Genomic DNA, 23,449 nt, shown 5'->3' on the forward strand with positions numbered 1-23,449 from the left:
ATGACCGACTCCGCGGCCCAGGCCGAGGGGCGCTGGGCGCTCGCCGACGAACAGGCGCAGCGCGCCCTCGCCGGACCCGCCCCACGCCGCGTCTCCCTGCCCATCGTCGCCGGCGGCGGTGTGAGCCTGGTCGTCCTGATCGGCGTCGCCCTCTCGTTCCCGCCCGAGAGCACCGGCCGGTTGGTGACCGGCGTCGTCGGAGCCGCCGCCGGCTTCGGACTCTTCTTCACGGACGCCGTCCGGGCCATCCGTGATCGCTCGCGGCGGCCCGAACGGACAGCGGTGACGAAGTCCCTCTCGCCTCGTGAGCAGCGTGCCGTGCAGCGCGTGATCCGGCGGCGCCAGGAGGCTCCGGACGACCGACTCGACGTCGTCCGGGCGGCGGCAGCGCAGGCCGCAGCGGGTCGTGGCCTCCCGATGACGGTCGGCCTGGTGCTCGCCTGGACCAGCGGCGCGTCCATGGGCACGCCCACGTCGATCCCGTACGCCGTCGTCGCGGGCATCGGAGTCGTCACGACGATCGTCGCGTTGCGGGACGTCGTCCTTGCCCGGCGCTACCTCGCCGAGACGCCTGCGGGAGACCGCAGCAGACCGTTGCCGGATCGCAACCGCGGCACGCGTTCGGGGCATGGCGACGCTCCAAGCTGATCCATAGACTCGCTGCTCATGAGCGTGCTGCTGTACGGGGCGTCGATCGTCCTGCTGGTCTTCGCCCTGATCGACATCCTCACCCGGGGCGCCGACCAGGTCCGTGGGCTACCGAAGATCGCGTGGGTGTTCCTCGTGATCCTCGTGCCCGTCGTCGGCAGCATCGTGTGGTTCGCCGTCGGCCACGACTGGAGCCCGGGCGACCGGAACCACGGCCGCTACATCGAGCCGAGGCGCCACGAGGACCAGTACGCGAGCCTCGGCCACGCCCGCGCCGCCCACGGGGACAAGCGCGTGACCGGCACGGAGCAGGAGCTCGCCGACCTCGAGCGCGAGATCGAGTACTGGGAGGCCCAGGCGCGCCTCCGTCGGGCGAAGGAAGCCGCCGGCGAAGGCGAGCCGACCCCGGGGAGCTGACCCGCGCCTCCTGGCCGGTCCGTGCCCTTCCCGAACCACGTTCCCGACTCCGATCCACGCGCAGCGGCTGGTTCCACGTCGGAAACCTGATTCCGGACACAGCACCACGGCGTTTCGCGGTGCTGTGTCCGGAACCAGGTTCCGCCAGCGCCGCCGCGCGCGCGGCTCGCGCCGTCGCCGGCGCGCCCGCGCCCGCGCCCCCGCCCCCGCGCACCCCGCACCCCCGCGCGCCGCCTACCCTTGACGGGTGGCACATCTCCTCGGCGCCGAGAACCTCCATCTCGCGTTCCCCACCAAGGTCGTCTTCGACAGCGTCACCCTCGGCATCGACGAGGGGGACCGCATCGGCGTCGTCGGTCGGAACGGCGACGGCAAGTCGACCCTCCTCGCCCTGCTCGCACAGCGCCTGGAGCCGGACAGCGGCCGCGTGACACACCGTCGCGGCCTGACCGTCGGGTACCTGGACCAGCGCGACATCCTCCCCGCGGGCGCGACCGTCGGCAGCGTCGTCGTCGGCGACCGCGAGGAGCACGAGTGGGCCGGCGACCCGAAGATCCGCGACGTCATCGGTGGCCTCGTGTCGGACATCCCGTGGGACGTCAGCGTCGACGAACTGTCCGGCGGCCAGCGACGTCGGGTCGCCCTCGCCAGGCTGCTCGTCGGCGACTGGGACGTCCTGTTCCTCGACGAGCCCACGAACCACCTCGACGTCGAGGGCATCCAGTGGCTCGCCGAGCACATCAACCGCCGCTGGTCGGCGAACCAGGGCGGGATGGTCGTCGTCACGCACGACCGGTGGTTCCTCGACGCGGTGTCGACGGACACGTGGGAGGTCCACGACGGCGTCGTCGACCCCTTCGAGGGCGGCTACGCGGCCTACATCCTGCAGCGCGTCGAGCGCGACCGGCAGGCCGCCGCGAGCGAGCAGCGCCGACAGAACCTCGCCCGGAAGGAGCTCGCGTGGCTCCGCCGCGGGGCCCCAGCCCGCACCAGCAAGCCGAAGTTCCGCATCGACGCCGCGAACGCGCTCATCGACGACGTCCCGCCGATCCGCGACACCGTCGCCCTGGCGAAGACCGCGACCGCTCGCCTCGGCAAGGACGTCGTCGACCTCCTCGACGTCAGCGTCTCCTTCGACGGCACCGAGATCCTCGACCGCATCGAGTGGCGGATCGCGCCGGGGGAGCGCACCGGCATCCTGGGCCCGAACGGCGCCGGCAAGTCGACCCTCCTCAACCTGGTGTCCGGCAAGCTCCAGCCGACCTCCGGTCGGGTGAAGACCGGCAAGACCGTGCAGATCGCCGTGCTCGACCAGCAGCTCGCCGACCTCGCGCAGTTCGCGGACGACCGCGTCCGCGAGGTCGTCGCCCGCAAGAAGACGAGCTACGTCGCCGACGGCAAGGAGATGACGCCGTCGCAGCTGCTCGAGCGGCTGGGCTTCACCTCGGAGCAGCTCTCGACGCCGGTGAAGGACCTCTCCGGCGGGCAGAAGCGCCGGCTGCAGCTCATGCTCATCCTGCTCGACGAGCCGAACGTGCTCATCCTCGACGAGCCGACGAACGACCTCGACACGGACATGCTCGCCGCGATGGAGGACCTCCTCGACACCTGGCCCGGCACGCTCCTCGTCGTGAGCCACGACCGGTACCTGCTCGAGCGCGTCACCGACCAGCAGTACGCCGTCCTCGGCGGCCACCTCCGGCACCTGCCGGGCGGCGTCGACGAGTACATGCGGCTCCGTGCTGCCGGCACCGGTGGCGGGACCGCTTCAGCGGCTGCCGCCGCGTCTGCCGGGAGGCCCGACACCGCTGGCGGGACGGGCTCGGCTGGCACCGTGGCCGGTTCCACCGCCCCTGCCGCGCCCGGTCTGTCCGGTGCCGACCGTCGCACGGCGGAGAAGGAGATGTCGGCGCTCGACCGCCGGATCGCCCGCGTGGGAGACGAGCGGAAGAAGCTGCTCGACGCGTTCGCGACCCACGACCAGTCTGACTACGAGGGGCTCGGGGCGCTGCAGGGTCGCCTCACGGAACTCGAGGCGGAGGTCGAGCAGCTCGAGGAACGCTGGCTCGAGGTCGCGGAGCTGCTCGGGGTCTAGGGACCGGGGCGGCCGGTCAGACCGGGGTGGACTCCGCGGGGTCGCCGCCGCCCGGGTTCGCCACGACCTCCCAAAGGTGACCGTCGGGGTCCTGGAAGAAGCCGGACCACATGCCCCACGGCCGCGTGTACGGGGCAGCGAGCATCGTCGCACCGGCGGCCCGTGCCCGGTCGAGGAACGCCTGCGCGTCCGCCTGCGAGTCGACGAAGTGCCCGATCGTGCTGCTCGGCGCGGTGGCCAGCGCGACGCCGGAGTCCTTCGCCATGTCGTCCCGCCCGTACACGCTCACGATGAGCCCGTCGTCGAGCGTGAACATCGCCGTGGTGCCGCCAGCTGCGGTCTCGGTCGGCGGGTACTCCGTGCCGATCACGCCGCTGCCCTCGGTGCCGAGCAACGCACGGTAGAAGTCCGCCGATCGTGCGACGTCGGCGACGGCCAGAGTGATCGCGTGCATGGCGCGGAGACTACGCGCGTCTCAGTCCCCGAGCCCGAGGATCAGCCGTCGGAGCAGCCCCGACAGCTGGCCCTGCTCGGCGTCGGACACCCCGACCAGGATGGCGCGTTCCGCCGCGAGCAGGTCCGCGATCGCGGCGTCCACCGCGGTGCGGCCCGCACTCGTCAGCGACACCAGGATGCCCCGACCGTCGCGGGGGTCGGTCCGGCGCGCGACGAGCCCGCGCGCCGCGAGCCGGTCCACGCGGTTCGTCATCGTGCCGCTCGACACGAGGGTCTGCTGCAGGAGCGTCTTCGGGCTGAGCTCGTACGGCTCGCCCGCCCGCCGGAGTGCCGAGAGCACGTCGAACTCCCACGGCTCGACGTCGCTCTCGTCGAACGCTGCCCGTCGTGCTCGGTCGAGGTGCCGGGCGAGCCGGTCGACACGGGACAGGACCTCGAGCGGCCCGAAGTCCAGGTCGGCGCGCTCGCGCCCCCACGCCGCGACGATGCGATCGACCTCGTCCTCTTCCGGCATCCCTCCATCTTGGCCGAAGGCGGCGGGCGCGGCCACCGTTCCGGTCGTGGGAGGATGGTCGGGCGCCTCGAGTGCGCGTTCCGCCTTGGTGTAATGGCAGCACGACGGCCTTTGGTGCCGTTAGGTCCGGGTTCGAATCCTGGAGGCGGAGCGGGGCGCGATCGGACCGGCGAAGTCCGGGATCCGTCCCGTCAGAAAGATTCTGACCGAGGTCTTTGCGTCAAACTTGTTGACCTCCTACCGTCACATCAACCGATTGACGAGGAGGTTGATCATGCTGACGATGAAGGACGTGGCCACCCGAGCTGGCGTCTCCGTCTCGACGGTCTCGCTCGTCCTGAGCGGGCGCCACCAGGGACGGGTGCGCGACAGCGTGGTCGAGCACGTGCGCGACGTCGCCGACACGCTCGGGTACGTCCCAGACCTCATGGCACGGGGCCTCCGCACCAGGCAGACGCACACCATCGGGCTCATCTCGGACCGCGTGGCGAGCATCCCGTTCGCGGGGCAGATGATCGGCGGCGCGCAACGCGTTGCGATCGACGAGAAGTACCTGATCCTCCTGGTCGACACGGACGGTGAGCAGAGCGTCGTCCGGGACGCACTGACGATGCTGTTGCAGCGCAACGTCGATGCCCTGATCTACGCGTGTGAGTACCACCAGGTCGTGGTCCCGCCCGTGGTGCCCGCTCGTGTCCCGCTGGTCATCCTCGACGGACGCCCGGAAGACCCGACCGCTCCCGTGGACTGGATCATCCCGGACGAGCGAGGTGGCGCGGCGGGGGCGGTCGCCGAACTCACCGGCGCCGGACACCGACGGATCGGGTTCTGCACGGTGTCGCGGGACATGCCCGCCCGAGACCTGCGCTTCCTGGGCTACACGGACGCGTTGGCAGCGGCCGGGATCCCGTTCGACCCGGCCCTCGTCGTCGAGGCAGCGGAAGCCGGGACCGTGCACACGCTCGAACCCGCGCGGGCGTTGCTCGACCGACCGGACCGCCCGACGGCGGTGTTCTGCTTCGGCGACCGGATGGCGAACGCCGTCTACCACGTTGCGCACGAGCTCGGGCTCCGCATCCCACAGGACCTGTCGGTCGTCGGGTTCGACAATCAGCTCGACATCTCCGAAGGGCTCGTGCCCGGGCTGACCACCGTGCAGCTGCCGCACCGGGCCATGGGCGAGCTCGCTGCGCGTCTCACCATCGAACGCTCGCTCGAACCACCGCACACGGAACACCACCCAACGGAGCACGTCGTCCCGTGTCCGGTCGTTCGCCGCGGCTCCGTCGCTCCACCAGAGCGCACCCTGCCCCCGCCGGTGCGCTTGCCGGCCCCCGAACTCGTTCCTTGACCCGAACGGCTGGGCGTCGCTCAGCCTGACCCGCCCCGTTCCCGCACGTCGCTCAGCGACGCCTTCGGCGTGCCCGGAAACGGTCCCGCCCCAACACGAAGAGGTGTACTCCCATGCAACGCAAACCCCGCACGCTCTGGCGCGCAGTCGTCGGCCTCGTCACGATCGGTCTGGCCGCGACGGCCTTGTCCGGTTGCGCCGGATCCGGCAGCAGCTCGAAGACCTTCACCATCTGGCAGTACGAGGCGAGCAGCAGCGCCCAGTACAAGGGCTGGCAAGAGGCCGTCACGATCTTCAAGAAGAAGCACCCAGACGTGAACGTCAAGTTCGTCACGACCAGCTTCGCCAACATCCAGAAGAACGGAAAGCTGCTGCTGTCCGGCAACAAGGCGCCAGACGTCCTCGAGGTCAACAAGGGCGGCGCGGACGCCGGTCAGCTCGCGTCGCAGGGTCTCTTGGAGAACCTGAACGACGAGGTCAAGAAGTACGGCTGGGACAAGGACATCAAGGGATCCGTCGCCAGCCTCGCCAAGTACGACGCAGACGGCAACGCCGGCAGCGGGAACTGGTACGGCATCCCGAACATCGGCGAGTTCATCGTCTGGTTCTACAACAAGGACATGTTCGCCAAAGCTGGCATCACGCAACCCCCGGCCACGCGTGCAGAGCTCGAGGCGGACATGCAGAAGTTCGCCGACCAGGGCACCACCCCGCTGGCGAGCAGCGCGAACGGCTTCGGTGCGCTCTGGACCTGGTACTCCCTGGTCTCCGCCGGCGCGACCCGCGACCAGATCGATGACTTCATGTTCCTCAAGGGGTCGCCGAACGTCGACAAGGCTCCGTGGGCCACCGGGACCCAGGAGTTCCAGGACTGGATCGACAAGGGGTACCTCGGCAGCCGGCTCGCGTCGGTGACCGGGGACCAGATGGACCAGGCGTGGCTCAGCCAGAAGAACCCTTTCCTGCTCGAGGACTCGAACGCCTTCACCAACATCAAGGCGTCCGCGAAGTTCAACTGGGGCACCTTCGCCCTGCCCGACGCGAAGCTCAACGTCGGATCCTCCGGACACCTCTGGGCCGTGCCGACGAAGTCGAGCAACAAGGAGCTCGCGTACGACTGGATCAGCACGACCCTCAGCCCCCGGGTGCAGAACGTGATGGGCAAGAACGCCGGTCTCCCGCTGGCCGGTGACCCGAGCGTGATCAGTGACCCCCAGGTGAAGGCGCTGTCCGAGCAGTTCCAGACGCTCGTGGCGGGCGACAAGCTGTCCTACTTCCCGGACTACCCGCTGCCCGGACTGCTCGACTTCCAGCAGAGCGGGATGCAGTCACTGACGAACAAGTCGACGACGGCTGCGGCGTTCAGCAAGTCCTTCCAGCAGTACTACGTCAAGGGCAAGGCGCAACTGCAGTAGTCCCACCAGGGGCCGCTGCAACCGTGCGGCGGCCCCTGGTCCCTCCCTCGTACGGAAAGGGCTCCCGTGGCCACCATCAGTCCCACCCTGGCGCGTCCCGCGACCAGGAACACTCCATTCCGCCCGACTCGACCCGTGTCGTACTACTGGTACCTGCTGCCGATCGGGCTAGGGTTCGCAGCGATCGTCCTCGTGCCGTTCGCCTGCAACCTGTTCTTCAGCATGTTCCAGTGGAAGGGCGGGCTCGCGCCGATGCAGTTCGTCGGCCTCGGCAACTACACTTCGCTCCTCCACGACGAGCTCTTCTGGTCCTCCTTCAAGAACTCGATCTACATGATCGTCGCGATCGTCGTCGTGCCGACCGCGATCGGGCTCGTGCTCGCCGCGCTCCTGTTCGACTACCTCGGTCGCCAGTTCGGCCCCCGGGTCGCGAGCTTCCTCCGCGCGACCTACTACCTCCCGCAGATCGTCCCGGTCGCCGTGGCAGGCGTCATCTGGAGCTGGGTCCTCGGCGCGCAGAGCGGAGCGATCAACACCCTGCTCGGTACCGTGGGCATCGAGGGACCGGACTGGCTCGGCAACCCGAAGCTGGCGCTGTACTCGATCATGATCGTGCTCATCTGGGGCCAGATCGGCTACCCGGTCGTGATCTTCATGTCCGGGCTGCAGCGCGTCGATCCGGAACTCCTCGAAGCGGCCGAGGTGGACGGTGCCGGATGGTGGCGCCGATTCCGCGCGATCACCGTGCCGCAGATCCGCCCGGAGGTCTTCATCGTCGTGCTCACGGCGACCGTCGGGGCGCTGAAGGTGTTCGCCCCGGTGCTGATCCTGACCAACGGGGGGCCGGAGAGCTCCACCTACGTGCCGTCGTACTACTCGTTCCTCAACTTCTTCCAGCTCTCCCGCGTCGGGTACGGCTCCGCCATCGCGACCGTCCTGACCGTCCTCATCCTCGTCATCGCGTCGCTCATCCTCTGGTGGCAGCGTGCCAGCATCCGAAAGGCAGAGAGCTGATGACCGCAACCCTCAGCGCCCCCACGACCGCGCCCCCGACCGCCGGTCCGCCGCCGGTGCGCCGTGCGCGGAAGAGCCCGGTCCGGTGGCTGCTCCTCGCCGTGGCCGTCCTGGTCGGTCTGCTCCTCGCCGCACCGTTCCTGATCTTGATCCTCAACGCGTTCAAGACGCGGGCGGACTACTCGGTGAACGGACCGTTCGCGTGGCCGCAGCAGTTCACGACCGCAGCGTTCGCGAAGTACCTGGCGGACGTCGACTTCCCGGTCGCGCTGCTGAACTCGATCCTGATCTCCGGCATCGTCGCCCTCGTCGCTGTCGTCATCGCCCTCCTGGCCGCGTACGCGATCGGCATCGGTCGGATCCGCGGGGGCACCGTCATCACGGCGGTTCTTCTCTTCGCGACGATGCTGCCGCAGGAGTCGATCATCTACCCGCTGTTCTACGGCGCGCAGGCACTCGGCCTGCAAGGGTCGATCTGGTCGGTGATCATCATCTTCTCCGTCCTGCAAGCCGCCTTCGGGACGTACCTGCTGGGATCGATCCTCGGCACCTTCGAACCGTCGCTCCTCGAAGCAGCGTCCCTCGACGGCGCGAACCGCTGGCAGATCCTCTGGCGGGTCGTGTTCCCCGTCATGCGTCCGACGCTCGCGGTCCTGGTGATCTTCTTCTTCATCTGGACGTGGAACGAGTTCTACATCCCCGTGGTCATGCTCACCGACCCCACCAACCAGACCGTCCCGATCGCGCTGTCGACCCTGCAGGGGCAGCTCTCCACGGACATCACCGAGCAGAACGCCGGCTCCCTGCTGTCGCTGCTCCCGACCCTCGTCTTCTTCGTCATCTTCCAACGCTCCCTCACCCGCGGCATCACCGCCGGCGCCGTCAAGTAAGGAACCCCGCATGTCGTTCTCCTGGGACACCGTCCTGTCAGCCCCCACCCGGATCGAGAGCCGATCCATCAACGCCGAGAACCCGACCGGCTCTCGAGGCGACGGTGCACGGACCGCATCAGCGCTCGGCCCCGGTCGGAAGGGCACCGCGTTCCTCCCGCTCGCCGCCGGCGAGACGATCACCCTTGCCGACATCACCGGGCCCGGCACCATCCGCCACATCTGGATCACGGTGCCGGACCGCACGGAAGGTGGCGCGTTCGTGCTCCGCAACCTGGTCCTGCGGGCGTACTGGGACGGCGAGGCGGAGCCGGCGGTGGAAGTACCGCTCGGTGACTTCTTCTGCAACGGCTTCGGGGCTCGCGCACTGGTCACCTCCGAACCGATCGTCGTCGCGCCGACCGGCGGCATGAACTCCTACTTCCCGATGCCGTTCCGGAACTCGGCACGCATCACGCTCGAGAGCGAGCACCCCGACGAGATCGGTGCGGTCTTCTACCAGATCGACTACACGGTCGGCGACGAGCACCCGGAGGACGTCGCCCGGTTCCACGCACAGTGGCGCCGCAGCAACGGGACGACCGCCCTCGGCGAGGACCACGTGATCGTCGACGGCATCGTTGGGCGCGGCCACTACGTGGGCACCTACGTGGCGCTCTCCCAACTCGAGCGGTACTGGTGGGGGGAAGGGGAGGTGAAGTTCTACCTCGACGGCGACGACGACTTCCCGACGCTGTGCAGCACCGGTCTCGAGGACTACGCCGGCGGCGCGTGGGCGTTCCAGGACGAACTCCGCGAGCACCCCGACCCGAACCCGTTGCGGTTCAGTGCGCCGTACTTCGGCTACCCGCACGTGTCGCACTCCGACGAGTCGAAGGGCTCCCCGTTCTGGCAGGCCATGCCGCCAACGCACGCGATGTACCGGTGGCACCTGCCCGACCCGATCGCGTTCCGGCAGGAGCTCCGGGTCACGCTGCAGCAGATCGGCGCAGCCGAGCACGGACTCTTCGAACGCAGCGATGACATCAGCACGACCGCGTACTGGTACCAGGTCGAGCCGCACGCGCCGTTCCCGCCGCTCGGCGACGCCTCCGCGCGCCGACCCCGCTGACGTCCGGAATGGGCTGCACGATGCGACCAGAAGTCCACTTCACCGCCGACGGGTGGATCAACGACCCGCACGGCTTCGTCGTCATCGACGGCGAGTACCACGCGTTCTTCCAGTACGTCCCCGGCAGCACCGAGTGGGAGACCGGGATCCACTGGGGTCACGCGGTCGGCCCCGACCTGCTGTCCCTGGCCCTTCGCGGGAGCGCCATCGAACCGGGCGACGGCGACGACGGCGTCTGGACCGGGAGCATCGTCAGTACGGGATCGACGTCGACCGCCTTCTACACCAGCGTCACCGTGCCGGACACCCAGATGGGCCGAGTCCGGGTGGCGACCGCGAGCGACCGCACGCTCATGACGTGGCGGAAGGGACCGGTCGTCGTCGATGCCCCCGACGAGCTCGGGTTGACCGCGTTCCGGGACCCGTTCGTGTTCAACGACGACGGGACGTGGCGCATGCTCGTCGGCGGCGCCATGCCCGACGGCGTCGCCGCTCTGCTCTCCTACTCGTCCGCCGACCTGGGGACGTGGCGGTTCGACGGTGTCGCCGCGTCCCGGCCCGCGTCGGCACGGACGCCGCTGGCTACCGGTGAGCTGTGGGAGTGCCCGCAGCTCGTCCGCGTGGACGGACACGACGTGCTCGTCTTCAGCGTGTGGGCCGAGGACACCGGTCACGGAACCGTGTACGCGTCGGGACGGTGGAGCGCGGGTCGGTTCGACGTCGCGCAGTGGGGTGTGCTGGCGTTCGGCCCCTCGCCGTACGCGCCGACCGTGTACCACGACGCGGACGGGCATCCGTGCATCACCTTCTGGCTCCGGGACGTGGCCGATCCCGGCGGCACCTGGGCGGGCGCGCACAGCCTCCCGTGGAGATTGTCCGTCATCGGCGGGTCACTCCACCTGACGCTGCACGACGACGCGGAGCGACGCCTGCGTCCGATCGGGCTGGACGAGGTCGTCGGTGGTGCTTCGGTGATCCGCTGGGACCCCGCGGCGGACGGCGACCTCGAAGGGATCACCACGACCGGTGCGTCCTGGTCACTCCGAGCCGTGGCGGACGAGCTGCGGGTCGAGGTCGACGGCCGGAACTTGACGATGCCACGTCACGACGGGGAAGCCGTACTGGTCATCGACGGTCCGATCCTCGAACTCGCCCACGGGGGCGCCCTCCTCGCAGCCGTCGTCCCCATCACGACCGTGGTCCGGCGATCCGGCTCCCACGTCGGGCGGCGGCAGCCGTGATGCGTGGCGGAGCGACGTCTGGTGGCCGCGCCCTCGTGATCGGGGAAACCCTCATCGACATCGCTCGCGCACCGTCCGGGATCGTCCGGACCCACCCGGGAGGCGCGGCCGCGAACGTCGCCCTCGGGCTCGCGCGTCTGGGTAGACCGGTCGACCTCGCGACCCACGTCGGGCGCGACGCCGACGGCGTCGCTGTGGTGCCCCCGCTCGAGGCCGCGGGCGTCGACGTCGTGCCGGTGCACCGCCGGCCGGACGGGCAGACGTTCACGGCCGAGGCGCTGCTCGATGCCCACGGCAATGCGACGTACACCTTCGACATCGACTGGGACGTCGACCTCGGGCACGTCCCGCGTGCACCGCTCGTCGTCCACACCGGCTGTCTGGGTGCTGCGCTGCTGCCGGGCGCGGACGCCGTGCTGCACTACCTCGCCGGCGTCCGGGACACCAGCACCATCAGCTACGACGTCAACATCCGTCCGGCTGCCGTCGACGGGATCATCGACGCCCGTGAGCGTGTCGAGGCGTTCGTCCGCATCAGTGACGTGGTCAAGGCGTCGGACGACGACCTCGCGTGGTTCGCCGGGAGCGGTGCCGTGGATGCGACCGCCGCCGAGTGGGCCTGCTCTGGTGCGGCGGTCGTCGTGACCAGGGGCGCGGGCGGCGCGACGCTCTTCCGCGGAGCAGAACGGGTACATGTGCCAGCGATGCCGGTCGCGGTCGCTGACACGATCGGCGCCGGCGACGCGTTCTGTGCCGGCCTCGTCGATGCGCTCTGGAACGAGGGTGCGCTCGGCGCAGGTGCCCGCGGCGATCTTGAGGCGCTGCCCACCGCGCAGTGGCGCGCTGTGCTGAAGAGGGCGGGCCGGATCGCCGGTCTGACCGTCGGTCGTCCTGGAGCCGACCCGCCTTAGCTGGACGAGCTCCGTCGATCGGAGGGAGCCGGATAGGCAGCCGCCGCGCCGTCACCGTCCGTCGCCCGCACCGGCACGCAGCAGCACCGGCAGGAAGAGCCCGAGCGCGAGTGCGAGGAGCGCGACCGCCCCGGCGACCGCCAGCCAGACGCCCCCGATCGGCCCCGCCTCGCCGAACACCGCGACCACGACGAACCCGACGGCCTGCGCACCCACCTGCACTAGAGCGAACCGGAGTGCCGACGGGCGGAGCGCTCGGAGCTGTACCCGGGCGGTCCGGGGAGTCCACGCCCAGAGCAGGCCCGTGGCGAGGACGAGGTGGGTCGTGAGGACGAGCACGGGCGGGTTCGTGCCGGACAGTCCGGCGATCGCCAGCTGCACCACGAGCAGTGCGGCGAAGGGACCGCGGGGGAAGACCGCGGCGGCCACGGCGAGGACGATCGCGATGACGAGCCAGCCGCTGGCGCCGATCACGACGGCCGACCCGACGACGCCGGCGACCAGGCCGACGGCGCCGATCGTCCACGCCGGCACGGCCGGGCCGATCGAGGGCGCGCCGGCCCGCACCGCCCGCGACGGCGTCCGCGGACCGGCGCTCACCCGGCCCGCCGTGGTCGGCTGAGGAGCCGCAGCTGGACGGCGGGGGAGCCGCCGTCGCTCGTCTGCCAGCGGATGTGTTCGACCCCGGTGGCGGCCATCTCCGCGAGCCGGTCGTCGCGCTCGAGGGTGATGAGTCGGAACGCCGTGCGCTCCTGCCGGTTCGCCCGGCGCACGTCCGGGGTCGGGAGCACGTCCACTGCGACGACCCGGTGTCCGGTGGCCGCCCACGTCATCGCCATCGTCGCAGCCCGGTCGTCGAGGAACGTCGACAGGACGACCACGAGCGAGGCGGCCGGGACGAGGGGCATCCGCGCCGCCCCGGTCGCGTCGCTGGTCGGGGTCACCGAGGCGATCGTCGACCGGAGCCGTTCGAGGTGCCGTGTCCCGCCGCCGGGTTCGACCGACCGTGCGGTGCCGGCCAGGTCCCGGAAGCCGACCCGGTCGCCGGCGCCGATGTACGCGGTCGCGAGGGAGAGGGCGGCCTCGCGGGCGAGGTCGAGCGACGTCGCCTCGTGCGTGCCGTGGCGGGAGCCGCCCCATTCCGTGACGTCGGTGCCGAGGTCGTCGCGGCCGTCCACGACCAGGACGACGAGCGCGTCCGCGGTGGCGAAGGTGCGCCGGACGTAGAGGTCTCCGGGTCGTTCGGCGCGCCGCGCGGTGCGCCGCCAGTCGATGCGCCGGAGGCGGTCCCCCGGAGCGAACAGGGCGACGTCGCGGAACTCGCCGCCGTCGCCCGGTCGGGCGGAGTCGTGTGCGCCGGTGATGCCCGTCACGCGACGCGGCATCGGCAGGTGCTGCATCCGGAGGTGCGGAGGCGGGACGACCGCCGCCGCGGCCGGCCCCGCCGCCGGGACCGAGACCGCGGTGCCGCCCTGTCCGAGGAGGGAGACGTGCGTCCGGAGGATCTCCTGGGGGCCGGAGTGCACGACCGGCACGGTGCCGGCGAGCGTCGCCGCCGTCCGGCGGTCGACCACGACGACGTGCCGCCGGTCGCCCGCGACCCGGAGTTCGAGGGCGACGACCTCGGCGGACGGTGGCACTGCGACCTCCGTCCGGTACGCGACGCCGCGGCCCGAGTCGGACGGCGCGAGGGTCGTCGCCACCCGGACGAGCTCCTGTCCGAGGCGCGCACGGGCACCGAACCCTGCGGTCACGAGGGCCGGGAGCGCCACGACCGCGAGCTCGGCGCGTCCGGTGAGGAGCGCGAGGCCGGCGAGGAGCACCGCGCCGGCGAGCCCGAAGACGAGCGCCGGGTTGCGCGCCCAGACCGGCGCGACGTCGGGACCGGGGTCCTGGCGGGCGGGAGGCGGGTCGGGGACGCTCACCGCGCCTCCAGGCCGGATGCGCCCACGCCGACCACCGGCGGCCCCGCGACCTGCGCGACGATCCCCCGGACGATCCCCGCCGGGTCCACGCCGTTCGCCCATGCCTGCGGCGTCAACGAGATCCGGTGCGCGAGCACCGCGACGGCCGCGGTCTTGACGTCCTCGGGTGTGACGAAGTCCCGCCCGTCCATGACCGCACGCGCACGGCCGACGAGCATGAGCGCCTGCGCACCACGCGGCGATGCCCCGACCTGCACCTCGCGGTGGGTCCGCGTCGCGCCCGCCAGGTCCACGCAGTAGAGGGCGATGTCCTCGTCGACGTGCACCCCCTCGACGGCCGCTTGCATGCGCTGCAGCTCGGACGCGTCGATCACGGCGGGGACCTCCGCGACCTCGTGCCGCCGTCCGACGCGGTTGAGGAGGACGCGCTGCTCGCCCTCGCGGCTCGGGTACCCGACGGAGAGGCGCACCATGAACCGGTCGAGCTGGGCCTCGGGCAGCGCGTACGTGCCCTCGTACTCGATCGGGTTCGACGTCGCGATGACGTGGAACGGGCGGGGGAGCAGGAAGCCCTCGCCCTCGACCGTGACCTGCCCCTCCGCCATCGCCTCGAGCAGGGCCGACTGCGTCTTCGGCGAGGTCCGGTTGATCTCGTCGGCGAGGAACATCCCGGTGAAGACGGGGCCAGGCCGGAAGACGAACTCGGTGGTCGCCGGTGCGTAGACGAACGACCCGGTGATGTCTGCGGGCAACAGGTCCGGGGTGCACTGGAGTCGACGGAAGTCGAGTCCGCAGGCCGCGGCGAGGCTCCGTGCCGCGAGGGTCTTCCCCAGGCCGGGGACGTCCTCGAAGAGCACGTGGCCTCCGGCGAGGATGCTCGCGAAGGCCAGGCCGAGCGGCTCCCGCATGCCGACCACGACGGCGCCGACGGTGTCGAGGACGTCACGTGCGCGTTCGGCGACGTCGGCGACGGGCATCGCGGACTCGGGGTCGGGCGGTGTCGTGGTCACGGCTGCCTCTCGGTCGGGGTCTGGTCGGTGGGAGGTGCGAGCGCCTCGACGGCGGTGAGGACGGCCGCGAACCCGGCGAGGTCGAGCTCCGGCCGCCGCTCGGCCCGCAGCACGGCGACGACGGCCGGCGGGAGGACCGCCTCGATCGCAGCGCGCTGGTCCGGATCGTCCAGGTCGAGTCGGTGCAGCGTCCGGAGTCGGTGCCGAGCGACCGAGCGTGCCCGGGCGATCGCCCGCTCCGGCACGCCGCCACGGGACCGGAGCGCCCACGCTGTCTCGGACAGCTCGCGTCGTGCTCCGGGTGCGGATCGGACGGGAGGCACGGGCCAGGTCAGCGGGGGACCGTCGCGGACGGCGGTCCACGTCAGTCCGACTGCGGCGACGACGCCGCCGACGGCGAGCGACTGCGGGACGTCGACGCCGAAGAACCAGGTGATGCCGGCAGCGACCACGGCGAGCACGACGACGCCGGCGGTGGCCCGGGGGTTCACGACCGGCCCGTCGGGGCCACGGCCCACTGCCGCTCGAGCGTCCGGAGTGCCGCGCGGACCGCGGCGACGTCCGCCTCGGTGGCCGGGACGCCGCCGAACCGCACCGCGAGGTAGCAGCGTCGGAGGGTGCCGAGGGCGGTCTCGTCGACGTCGAGCTGCCGGAGGATGCGGGTGGTGAACTCGGTCGGTGTCTCGGCGGGACCGCGGAGGAACCCGGCGTCCTCGGCGGACTCCTGCAGCCCGAGCCAGGCCGCGGTGACGGCGTCGGACGGGTCCCGCGGGTCGGAGAGCACCTCGAGCGCACGGCTGATCCCGCGGCGGAGGTGCTGCAGCCCGACCGCTGCCGAGGGGCCGGCCGTCACGTCGATCGCGAGTCCGGCGACGTCGATCCGTTCCGGACGCGCTCGCCGGTGCCGGTTGCGGAGGACGTACGCCACCGCGAGGACGACGAGCACGAGGACGAGCCCGGCCACGACGACGAGGAGCCACGTGACGTCGACGTGCTGGGCGGCAGGCGGGCTGAGCCGCTGTGGCTCGTCGGTGGCGGGTGCCGCGGGCGTCGGCTCCGTCGGCGGCACGGTGGCCGCGCCGACGGTGGGGGACCACCGGGCGCCGGTCAGGACGGGACGTGCCCCGAGTCCCGCCGCGAGGACGACGAGGCCGCCGAGCACGAAGGCGACGACCGGGGCGAACGGGATGCCGCCGCCGTGCGGACCGTCGTCGTTCGCCATGGCGCCACGCTACCCCGCGGGTCCACCGAGTCGTCGTGGTGCTCGCTGCGTCAGGCCGTCCCGACCCCGGCGACGCGGGTGACCCGTGCGACCACGCCGGCGGTCGCGAGCTCGACGCGCTCACGCGCTCGGGCCTCGTCGTCCCCGAAGCGGTCGACGGCCCAGGAGACAGCCGTCACGAGCTCGAACACGTCCGCCGCGGGAACCGAAGGCTCGGCGCCGTCGGCGCCGTGGGCGCCGTGGGCGCCGTCGGCACCGTCCGCCTCGGCCCGGCGCAGGAAGTCGGCGGTCCGAGCGGTGAGCCGGGCGCTGACGGGTTGGACCGGGTTGCCGTCCTCGTCCTTCGTCCGGGCGATGCACGTCGGCAGGTCCTGCCAGACGCGCAGGCGCCAGGTCAGCTGGAACATCCACTCCCGGAGCGCCGCCACCGCGTCGAGTCCGTCCAGCCGCTCGGACTCCTCGAGCAGTGCGTCGATGCTCTCCTCGACGACGGCGGAGAGGAGGTCGTCTCGGGTGGGGAAGTTCCGGTAGAGGGTGGCGTTGCCGACACCGGCCCGGACGGCGATGACGTCCGTCGGGGCGTTGATCCCCTCCGCTTCGAAGCAGGTCCGCGCGGCGAGGAGGATCGCGTCGCGGTTGCGCTGCGCGTCGGCTCGCATGACACTCCGAGGTCGGGTTGACAGAAGTGGGGAGTGTCCCCACATACTGAAGCGGGGAACATCCCCACTTCGACCAGCGTACCTCAGGAGCATCCGTGACCAACACCTTCGAGCACCACACCGTCCTCGTCACCGGCGCCAACGGAGGGCTCGGGACCGAGTTCGTCCGCCAGGCGCTGGAACGCGGCGCGACCCGTGTGTACGCCGCCGCCCGTTCCCCGCGCGAGTGGGGGGACGACCGGATCGTGCCGCTGCGACTCGACGTCACCGATCCGGAGTCGATCGCCGCCGCGGCCGCCGCGGCCCCCGACGTCGACCTCGTCGTCAACAACGCCGGGATCGCTCCCGCCTCCGACGCCAGCATCGCCGCACCGTCCGAGCGCTCCCTCGAGGACGTCTTCGCGACGAACACCCTCGGTCCGATCCGGGTCGCCGGGGCCTTCGCACCCGTGCTGGCGTCGAACGGCGGCGGCGCGGTGCTGAACGTGTTGTCCCTCGCGGCCTGGATCCCGCTGCCGACGGTGTACGCGGCGTCCAAGGCCGCCGCCTGGTCTGCGACGAACGGCCTGCGGGTCGAACTGGCGGGTCAGGGCACCACGGTCACCGGCGTCATCGTCGGGATGGTCGACACCGCGATGGGCGCTCGCTTCGACGTCCCGAAGTCCGATCCTGCGGACGTCGTCGCGCAGGCCTACGACGGTGTCGCGGCCGGCGCGTTCGAGGTCCTCGCGGACGAGGACTCCCGGATGGTCAAGTCGCTGCTGTCCCGGCCCGCCGAGGAACTCGCGTCGGTCACCGAGGCGGCAGCTCGCGTCGTGAGCGGCTGACAGCCGCGACGCGGCGGACGGGAGGCGCGGTGCGGGCCCGCACCGCGCCTCCCGTCCGCACCGGGGCCGCGTCGCACCGACGCACGTCACGTGCGGTGTCCAGCCGCACCGCGATCCTCGCGCGGGTCCTCAGTCACAGATGCGGACGGCCTCGCGGACGCCCCAGAGGTAGTCGTCCGGCTGCTCCCACGCCGCGAAGTGGCCGCCGTGGGAGAACTCGCGCCAGCTGACGACCGAGAAGAAGCGCTCCGCGAACCGCCGGGGGGCGTTGACGAGGTCGCCCGGAAAGACCGTGAAGACGGTCGGCGCAGTGATCCGCGGCCAGTCCTTCGGGCTGCTCAGGGCGTACGGGGCGAACGACGTACCGATCGTTCCGGAGAACCAGTACGCGGAGAGCCAGGTGAGCCGTTCGTCCATCGAGAAGGCCGGCCCGGAGCTCTGGTCCGTCCAGCGGTCGAGCTTCTCACCGATCCACGCGGCGAGCCCCGCTGGTGAGTCCCCGAGCCCGACCGAAGCCGTGTCCGGACGCGTCGACTGCTCGTGCATGTAGCCGCCCTCGGCGGCCTGCCAGAGTCTCCCGCGCTCGACGTACGCGCGTTCCTCCGCGTCGAGGTCATCGGGGAGGTCCACGAGGAAGTGGTACTGGGACACGTCCGTGAGGTGCAGGGAGGAGACGGCATCCGGATGTGCGGCCGCCAGCGCCTCGGCGACGTCGCAGCCCACGTCGCCCGCGGACACGACGAACCGGTGGAACCCGAAGTCGATCATCGCGGCGTGGACGGCCTCCGCGATGTCCACGGCGGAGAGGCCGTCCTGCGTCGCCGCGAACGGGAAGCCCGGGAGTGCGGGCACCACGGCCGTGATGCCGGAGAGCTCGGGGAGGATGCGTTCGAAGCGGAGGACGGAGTCGGGCCAACCGTGCAGGAACAGCACGACGGGGGAGTCCGCGTCGGCCGCCTGGACGATCGCGTTGACCGGCGTGGGCGTCGCGGACCGCCGCCACGGGTACGCGTGGATGCGTTCTTCCTGCGCTTCCCAGTCGAACGAGTCCGCCCAGTAGTCCAGCACCGCGTCCAGTGACGCCGGGTCGACGCCGAAGCGGTCCGTCGGTGACACGCGGGGAACGGGTCGCCGTCGCTGCAGCCGGAGTCGGAGATCGGTCAGTGCCTCGGGAGTGGTGCGCGGGAGGGGGATGGTCATGGTCGGGATCTCCTCGTCAGCAGGGCACGTCGGCGCAGACCGAGTCTGCTCCGGTGTCCCGTTGCGTGCCGCACCGTCCCCATTACGGGGGGCTTGGACTTGTGTCCCTGTTCAGGGTTACGCTCTGCAGCACAGCACTCCAGCTGTAGGCAGTCTCACCAACTGCCGAGCGCGGTCTCACCAACCGCAGGATCAGGATCAGGAGCGAAGCCACATGAGGCTCGGAGTACTCGCGCGCGCCCAGAACGACCCAGGGGCGCCACCACCCACCCGTCGGAACGCCACCACCCAAGGCATCGCGATCCTCACCGCGGCGCTCCTCGGAGCCGGCGGCAGCGTGCTCGCCGCAGGTCCGGCCATCGCGGCACCCGCTGCGTCGATCGGGCAGGGGCGCTTCCTCAGCGGCTCCGCGCTCGGCATCAACCTCGACGACATCCTCACCGTCACGCCCGCTGACGCCGCCAACACCGGCGGCGCCACGGTCACGGACGTGCACCCGCTGGACGTCACCGCGCTCAACGCCGTCAACGTGAACGTGGGCAACGGGCTGAACCTCCTCGGCGACAACGGGATCCTGACGCTCGGCGCGGTGAACCAGTACGCGAGCGCCAACGCGAACGGCAGCTCCCTGGCGGCGACCGGCGCGGTCGCCAACACCGGCGCGATCGGTGTCGGCGGCCAGGACGGCGTCCCGCAGGCCAACGCCACGCTCGACCTGTCCGGACTCATCGGCACGGACGCGGCGACGGCGCTCGCCGACCTCGGCGTCGACGTCGGCTCGGTGTCCGCGACCGCGGCGCAGGCGGCCGGCCCGAACGGTGCCCAGACGGGTGACTACGGCATCGCGAGCCTCGATCTCGATCTCACGAACCCGGCCCTCGGGACCACCGTGACGAACCTCCGGACCACCCTCGGCGGACTCCAGCCGACGGTGAACAACCTGCAGACGCTGCTCCAGGTGGTCGGGCCGGCGGTCCAGGTCTCGGGCCTCCCGAACCTGGTGGCGGTGCTCGACTCGGCCACGAACGTGACCAGCGCGGACGGATCGATCACCGCGAACCTGCGGACCGGTGCGATCACGATCGACGTCGCGGACGTCCTCACGAACGCGGGGCTCGACCTCAACGACCTGCCGGCGAACACGCAGCTGCTGCCGTACATCACGAACGCACTCACGACGCAGCTCCTGCCCGCAGTGACCGCCGCGCTCCAGGGCGTCGTGACGCAGCTCACCACCTCGCTCCGGGGTCTGACCGTGACGTCCCTCGGGGTCCCGGTCCCGGTGGGCTTGGTCCTGCCGATCGTCAACCCGGTCCTTGCACAGGTCGTCGCACCGATCAACACCGTGATCAGCAACCTCGGGGCGACGGTGGTCACGCCGCTCGCGGGTGCGCTCACGAACGTCGTCTCGCTGCAGGCCAACGTGCAGGAGACGGGCGGTGGTGTCTTCACGCAGCGGGCGCTCCGCGTCGGGCTGCTGCCGAACGCGGCCACCCCGGCCGCGGTCGTCAACCTCGCCTCGGCCGCCGTCGGACCGAACGCCGGTCCGCTCGCGGTGCCGACGCTGACGGCCCTCGACCCGGACAACGGTCCGGTCGCCGGTGGCACGCCGGTCACCGTCACGGGGACCGGGTTCACGGACGACTCGACGGTCTCCGTCGACGGTTCCGACCCGATCACCCCGACCGCGATCTCGGACGACGGCACGAGCCTGACCTTCACAACCCCGGCGCACGCTGCCGGTCCCGTGGACGTCACCGTCACGACGCCTGTGGGGACGAGCGACCCGCAGACGTTCACGTACAACGCGGCGCCGGCGGATGCTCCGACGGCGACGGCACTGGACCCTGACAACGGTCCGGCTGGTGGCGGTACTGCGGTGACGATCACCGGTACCGGGTTCACGGACGACTCGACGGTCTCCGTCGACGGATCCGACCCGATCACGCCGACGGCGATCGCCGATGACGGTACGACGCTGACGTTCACGACGCCCGCGCACACCGCTGGTGTCGTGGACGTGACGGTCACGACCGCCGCTGGGACGACGGATCCGCTGACGTTCACCTACAACGCCGCGCCCGCTGGCGCTCCGACGCTGACGACGCTCGACCCCGACAACGGGCCGGCCGCTGGCGGCACCTCGGTGACCATCACGGGCACGGGCTTCACCGACGACTCGACGGTCTCGGTGGACGGGTCCGACCCGATCACCCCGACCGCGATCGCTGACGACGGCACGACGCTGACGTTCACGACGTCCGCGCACGCTGCTGGTGATGTCCCGGTCACGGTCACGAACGGCAACGGCACTTCCGAGCCGCTGACGTTCACCTACAACGCGGCAGCTCCGACCGCGACGGCACTGGACCCCGACAACGGTCCGGCTGGTGGCGGTACTGCGGTGACGATCACCGGTACCGGTTTCACGGACGACTCGACGGTCTCCGTCGACGGATCCGACCCGATCACGCCCACCGCGGTCGCCGACGACGGCACGACCGTGACGTTCACGACGCCGGCGCACGCTGCCGGTGACGTGGACGTGACGGTCACGACCGCCGCTGGGACGACGGATCCGCTGACGTTCACCTACAACGCTGCTCCTGCTGGCGCTCCGACCCTGACGACCCTCGACCCCGACAACGGGCCTGCCGCTGGCGGCACGCCGGTGACGATCACGGGTACCGGGTTCACCGACGACTCGACGGTCTCCGTCGACGGTTCGGACCCGATCACGCCGACGGCCGTCTCGGACGACGGCACGACGTTGACCTTCACGACGCCGGCGCACGACGCCGGTGACGTGACGGTGACGGTGACGAACGGCAACGGCACGAGTGAGCCGCTGACGTACACCTACGACGCCGCACCCGCTGAGGCACCGACGCTCACGACGCTCGACCCCGACAACGGGCCGGTCGCCGGTGGCACCTCGGTGACGATCACGGGTACGGGCTTCACCGACGACTCGACGGTCTCCGTCGACGGTTCGGACCCCATCACGCCGGACGCCGTCTCGGCCGACGGGACCACGCTGACCTTCACGACGCCGGCGCACGCAGCCGGCACCGTGGACGTCACGGTGACGAACGCGGCCGGGACCTCCGACCCGCTGGAGTACACCTACGAGCCGGCCGGTACGACCGCACCTCCGGTGATCACGTCTCCGGGGGACGGTGGGACCGTCACGACCGGCAACCCGCCGATCAGCGGCACCGGTGAGCCCGGCGCGACCGTCACGGTGACGATCGGTGGCACCGTGGTCTGCACCGCCGTGGTCGCCGCGAACGGCACGTGGACCTGCACCCCGCTCGTCCCGCTCGGCAACGGCACCTACACGGTCACGGCCACCCAGGTCGGTACCGCGGGTGCGTCCGACGCGTCCGACCCGGTGCGCTTCACCGTCGCGGTCGTCGCCCCGGCGAGCAACGGTGACGGGTCCGGCAACGATTCGGGCGGCGCGCTCGCCTACACCGGTGCGGACACGGCCCCGATCATCGCGCTCGCGATGCTGCTCCTGTTCGCAGGCATCGGCCTCACGATCGCGCGTCGCCGCCACCGCCGCAGCTGATCCGCACCGTCCGCTGCGCAGCCAGCGCAGCGGACGACACCCCAGAGCGCCCGTCGGGATCCGTCCCGGCGGGCGCTCTGCCGCGCCGGAGGCGCGCGCGCCCGGTCAGGCCCCGGCTGGGGCAGCGGCGAGGGAGGCGAGCAGCGCGAGCCTGTCGGCCGAGTCGGTGTCCGGACGCGGCTGGTGGATCACGAGCAGCATCCCGTCCGCCCCCGCGATCGCGAGCTTGTCGCGGTCGAACGCGAGGGGACCGACCTGCGGGTGGTCCAGCGTGACGCCGCCGCCGCTGAGGTCGGCCACGTCGTGCCGCGCCCAGAGCTGACGGAAGAGCGGGCTGCGCACCGAGAGCTCCCCGACCAGTTCGATGACCCGCGGGTCGTCGACGTCGGTGCCGACGGACCGTCGGAACCCTGCGATGAGCGCTCCGGCCGCGCGCTCGGCGTGCTCGAACAGGGCCTGTTCGGCAGGGTCGAGGAACACGTCGAGCAGTCGGTTCCGGCCCGGTGTCAGGCGTGGGGAGACCGCTCCGGCGATCGAGTTGGCGGCCAGGACGTCGAGGTACTTGCCCTCGACGAACGCCGGCACCGGGAGGGACTCGACCAGTCGAACGATGCTCGCGGGGACGGTCTCCCGCGGGCGCCGGACGCGTGGGCGGCGCTGCGCGGGGTCGTTCTCGTCGGCGAGCAGGAGCAGGTGTGACTCGTCGTCGAGCTGCAGGACCCGAGCGACGGCGGCCAGCACCTGTCGTGACGGGCGACGGTCTCGGCCCTGCTCGAGCCGGAGGTAGTACTCGGCGCTGATCCTCGCGAGCATCGCCACCTCCTCGCGGCGGAGCCCCGGGACCTTCCGTCTGGCAGAGACGGGGAGACCGACGAGGTCCGGGGTGACCAGCTCACGGCGCGCACGGAGGTACTCACCCAGGAGGTTCCGCACATCGGACATGCTCGACACGCTAGCGGCCGACGAGCA

22 protein-coding genes and 1 tRNA gene are annotated in these 23,449 nt (G+C 71.4%); 13 read left to right on the forward strand and 10 right to left on the reverse strand.

Features of this window, described 5'->3' with window-relative positions; translation table 11 throughout:
• From FS825_RS01960 to FS825_RS01970, 3 genes are all read left to right on the forward strand, one after another.
• Positions 1 to 648 carry a hypothetical protein gene (locus tag FS825_RS01960; RefSeq protein ID WP_144710352.1) on the forward strand — a complete coding sequence of 216 codons (648 nt, stop codon included), beginning with the start codon at positions 1 to 3 and terminating at the stop codon, positions 646 to 648.
• 18 nt (positions 649 to 666) lie between these two features.
• The gene (locus tag FS825_RS01965; RefSeq protein ID WP_144710354.1) at positions 667 to 1,065 is read left to right on the forward strand and encodes a PLD nuclease N-terminal domain-containing protein; all 399 of its coding nucleotides are present in this window, start codon (positions 667 to 669) and stop codon (positions 1,063 to 1,065) included.
• A gap of 247 nt (positions 1,066 to 1,312) precedes the next feature.
• Entirely contained in the window at positions 1,313 to 3,160 is a 1,848-nt protein-coding gene (locus FS825_RS01970) for an ABC-F family ATP-binding cassette domain-containing protein (protein ID WP_144710356.1), read from the forward strand.
• A 16-nt stretch (positions 3,161 to 3,176) separates the two neighbouring features.
• Here the strand turns inward: FS825_RS01970 and FS825_RS01975 are convergent, their stop codons facing one another.
• The gene (locus FS825_RS01975; protein ID WP_144710358.1) at positions 3,177 to 3,614 is read right to left on the reverse strand and encodes a VOC family protein; all 438 of its coding nucleotides are present in this window, start codon (positions 3,612 to 3,614) and stop codon (positions 3,177 to 3,179) included.
• A gap of 21 nt (positions 3,615 to 3,635) precedes the next feature.
• Positions 3,636 to 4,130: a MarR family winged helix-turn-helix transcriptional regulator gene (locus tag FS825_RS01980; protein ID WP_144710360.1), complete on the reverse strand. Its 495-nt coding sequence runs from the start codon at positions 4,128 to 4,130 to the stop codon at positions 3,636 to 3,638.
• 79 nt (positions 4,131 to 4,209) lie between these two features.
• Between FS825_RS01980 and FS825_RS01985 the strand changes: the two genes are divergently transcribed.
• The 8 genes from FS825_RS01985 to FS825_RS02020 all read left to right on the forward strand — a co-directional run bounded on the left by FS825_RS01985 (position 4,210) and on the right by FS825_RS02020 (position 12,063).
• A tRNA-Gln gene (locus FS825_RS01985) sits at positions 4,210 to 4,281 on the forward strand.
• 123 nt (positions 4,282 to 4,404) lie between these two features.
• The gene (locus FS825_RS01990; protein ID WP_144710362.1) at positions 4,405 to 5,481 is read left to right on the forward strand and encodes a LacI family DNA-binding transcriptional regulator; all 1,077 of its coding nucleotides are present in this window, start codon (positions 4,405 to 4,407) and stop codon (positions 5,479 to 5,481) included.
• Between the two features lie 113 nt (positions 5,482 to 5,594).
• On the forward strand, positions 5,595 to 6,896 hold the full coding sequence (locus FS825_RS01995; RefSeq protein WP_144710364.1) for an ABC transporter substrate-binding protein: 1,302 nt from the start codon (positions 5,595 to 5,597) through the stop codon (positions 6,894 to 6,896).
• Positions 6,897 to 7,031: 135 nt separating this feature from the next.
• Positions 7,032 to 7,910 (forward strand): carbohydrate ABC transporter permease, encoded by an 879-nt coding sequence (locus FS825_RS02000; RefSeq protein WP_260980968.1) that lies wholly within the window; start codon positions 7,032 to 7,034, stop codon positions 7,908 to 7,910.
• A complete protein-coding gene (locus tag FS825_RS02005; protein WP_144710366.1) occupies positions 7,910 to 8,800 on the forward strand; it encodes a carbohydrate ABC transporter permease in 891 nt (296 codons plus the stop codon). Before FS825_RS02000 ends, FS825_RS02005 begins: the two co-directional genes overlap by 1 nt.
• 10 nt (positions 8,801 to 8,810) lie before the next feature.
• A complete protein-coding gene (locus tag FS825_RS02010; protein WP_144710368.1) occupies positions 8,811 to 9,911 on the forward strand; it encodes a glycoside hydrolase family 172 protein in 1,101 nt (366 codons plus the stop codon).
• 20 nt (positions 9,912 to 9,931) lie between these two features.
• Positions 9,932 to 11,152 carry a glycoside hydrolase family 32 protein gene (locus FS825_RS02015; protein WP_186377025.1) on the forward strand — a complete coding sequence of 407 codons (1,221 nt, stop codon included), beginning with the start codon at positions 9,932 to 9,934 and terminating at the stop codon, positions 11,150 to 11,152.
• 35 nt (positions 11,153 to 11,187) lie between these two features.
• Positions 11,188 to 12,063, forward strand: coding sequence for a carbohydrate kinase family protein (locus FS825_RS02020; protein WP_260980969.1), 876 nt, complete (start codon positions 11,188 to 11,190; stop codon positions 12,061 to 12,063).
• A 51-nt stretch (positions 12,064 to 12,114) separates the two neighbouring features.
• Here FS825_RS02020 and FS825_RS02025 read toward each other — a convergent pair whose 3' ends face one another.
• Genes FS825_RS02025 through FS825_RS02050 form a run of 6 tightly spaced genes read right to left on the reverse strand, consistent with a single transcriptional unit; the run spans position 12,115 to position 16,879 of the window.
• Positions 12,115 to 12,663: a hypothetical protein gene (locus FS825_RS02025; RefSeq protein WP_144710373.1), complete on the reverse strand. Its 549-nt coding sequence runs from the start codon at positions 12,661 to 12,663 to the stop codon at positions 12,115 to 12,117.
• Positions 12,660 to 13,988: a DUF58 domain-containing protein gene (locus FS825_RS02030; RefSeq protein WP_144710375.1), complete on the reverse strand. Its 1,329-nt coding sequence runs from the start codon at positions 13,986 to 13,988 to the stop codon at positions 12,660 to 12,662. Before FS825_RS02030 ends, FS825_RS02025 begins: the two co-directional genes overlap by 4 nt.
• Entirely contained in the window at positions 13,985 to 14,965 is a 981-nt protein-coding gene (locus FS825_RS02035; RefSeq protein WP_144711227.1) for an AAA family ATPase, read from the reverse strand. The genes FS825_RS02030 and FS825_RS02035 overlap by 4 nt, the downstream gene beginning before the upstream one ends.
• A gap of 29 nt (positions 14,966 to 14,994) precedes the next feature.
• Complete coding sequence (locus FS825_RS02040) at positions 14,995 to 15,489, reverse strand: hypothetical protein (protein WP_144710377.1); 495 nt, start codon at positions 15,487 to 15,489, stop codon at positions 14,995 to 14,997.
• Entirely contained in the window at positions 15,486 to 16,220 is a 735-nt protein-coding gene (locus FS825_RS02045; protein ID WP_144710379.1) for a DUF4129 domain-containing protein, read from the reverse strand. Before FS825_RS02045 ends, FS825_RS02040 begins: the two co-directional genes overlap by 4 nt.
• Before the next feature lie 50 nt (positions 16,221 to 16,270).
• Positions 16,271 to 16,879: a TetR/AcrR family transcriptional regulator gene (locus tag FS825_RS02050; protein ID WP_144710381.1), complete on the reverse strand. Its 609-nt coding sequence runs from the start codon at positions 16,877 to 16,879 to the stop codon at positions 16,271 to 16,273.
• A gap of 95 nt (positions 16,880 to 16,974) precedes the next feature.
• Between FS825_RS02050 and FS825_RS02055 the strand changes: the two genes are divergently transcribed.
• Positions 16,975 to 17,706 (forward strand): SDR family oxidoreductase, encoded by a 732-nt coding sequence (locus FS825_RS02055; RefSeq protein WP_144710383.1) that lies wholly within the window; start codon positions 16,975 to 16,977, stop codon positions 17,704 to 17,706.
• A 129-nt stretch (positions 17,707 to 17,835) separates the two neighbouring features.
• Here FS825_RS02055 and FS825_RS02060 read toward each other — a convergent pair whose 3' ends face one another.
• Positions 17,836 to 18,906 (reverse strand): alpha/beta fold hydrolase, encoded by a 1,071-nt coding sequence (locus FS825_RS02060; RefSeq protein ID WP_144710385.1) that lies wholly within the window; start codon positions 18,904 to 18,906, stop codon positions 17,836 to 17,838.
• A 214-nt stretch (positions 18,907 to 19,120) separates the two neighbouring features.
• On the opposite strand from FS825_RS02060, the gene FS825_RS02065 reads away from it, so the two are divergent.
• Entirely contained in the window at positions 19,121 to 22,480 is a 3,360-nt protein-coding gene (locus FS825_RS02065; RefSeq protein WP_144710387.1) for an IPT/TIG domain-containing protein, read from the forward strand.
• Positions 22,481 to 22,585: 105 nt separating this feature from the next.
• On the opposite strand, the gene FS825_RS02070 is transcribed toward FS825_RS02065, so the two are convergent.
• A complete protein-coding gene (locus tag FS825_RS02070; RefSeq protein WP_144710389.1) occupies positions 22,586 to 23,422 on the reverse strand; it encodes a helix-turn-helix domain-containing protein in 837 nt (278 codons plus the stop codon).
• Positions 23,423 to 23,449: the final 27 nt, after the last annotated feature.

The sequence above is a fragment of the Curtobacterium pusillum genome (assembly GCF_007680845.1).
Taxonomy (GTDB): Bacteria; Actinomycetota; Actinomycetes; order Actinomycetales; family Microbacteriaceae; genus Curtobacterium; species Curtobacterium pusillum_B.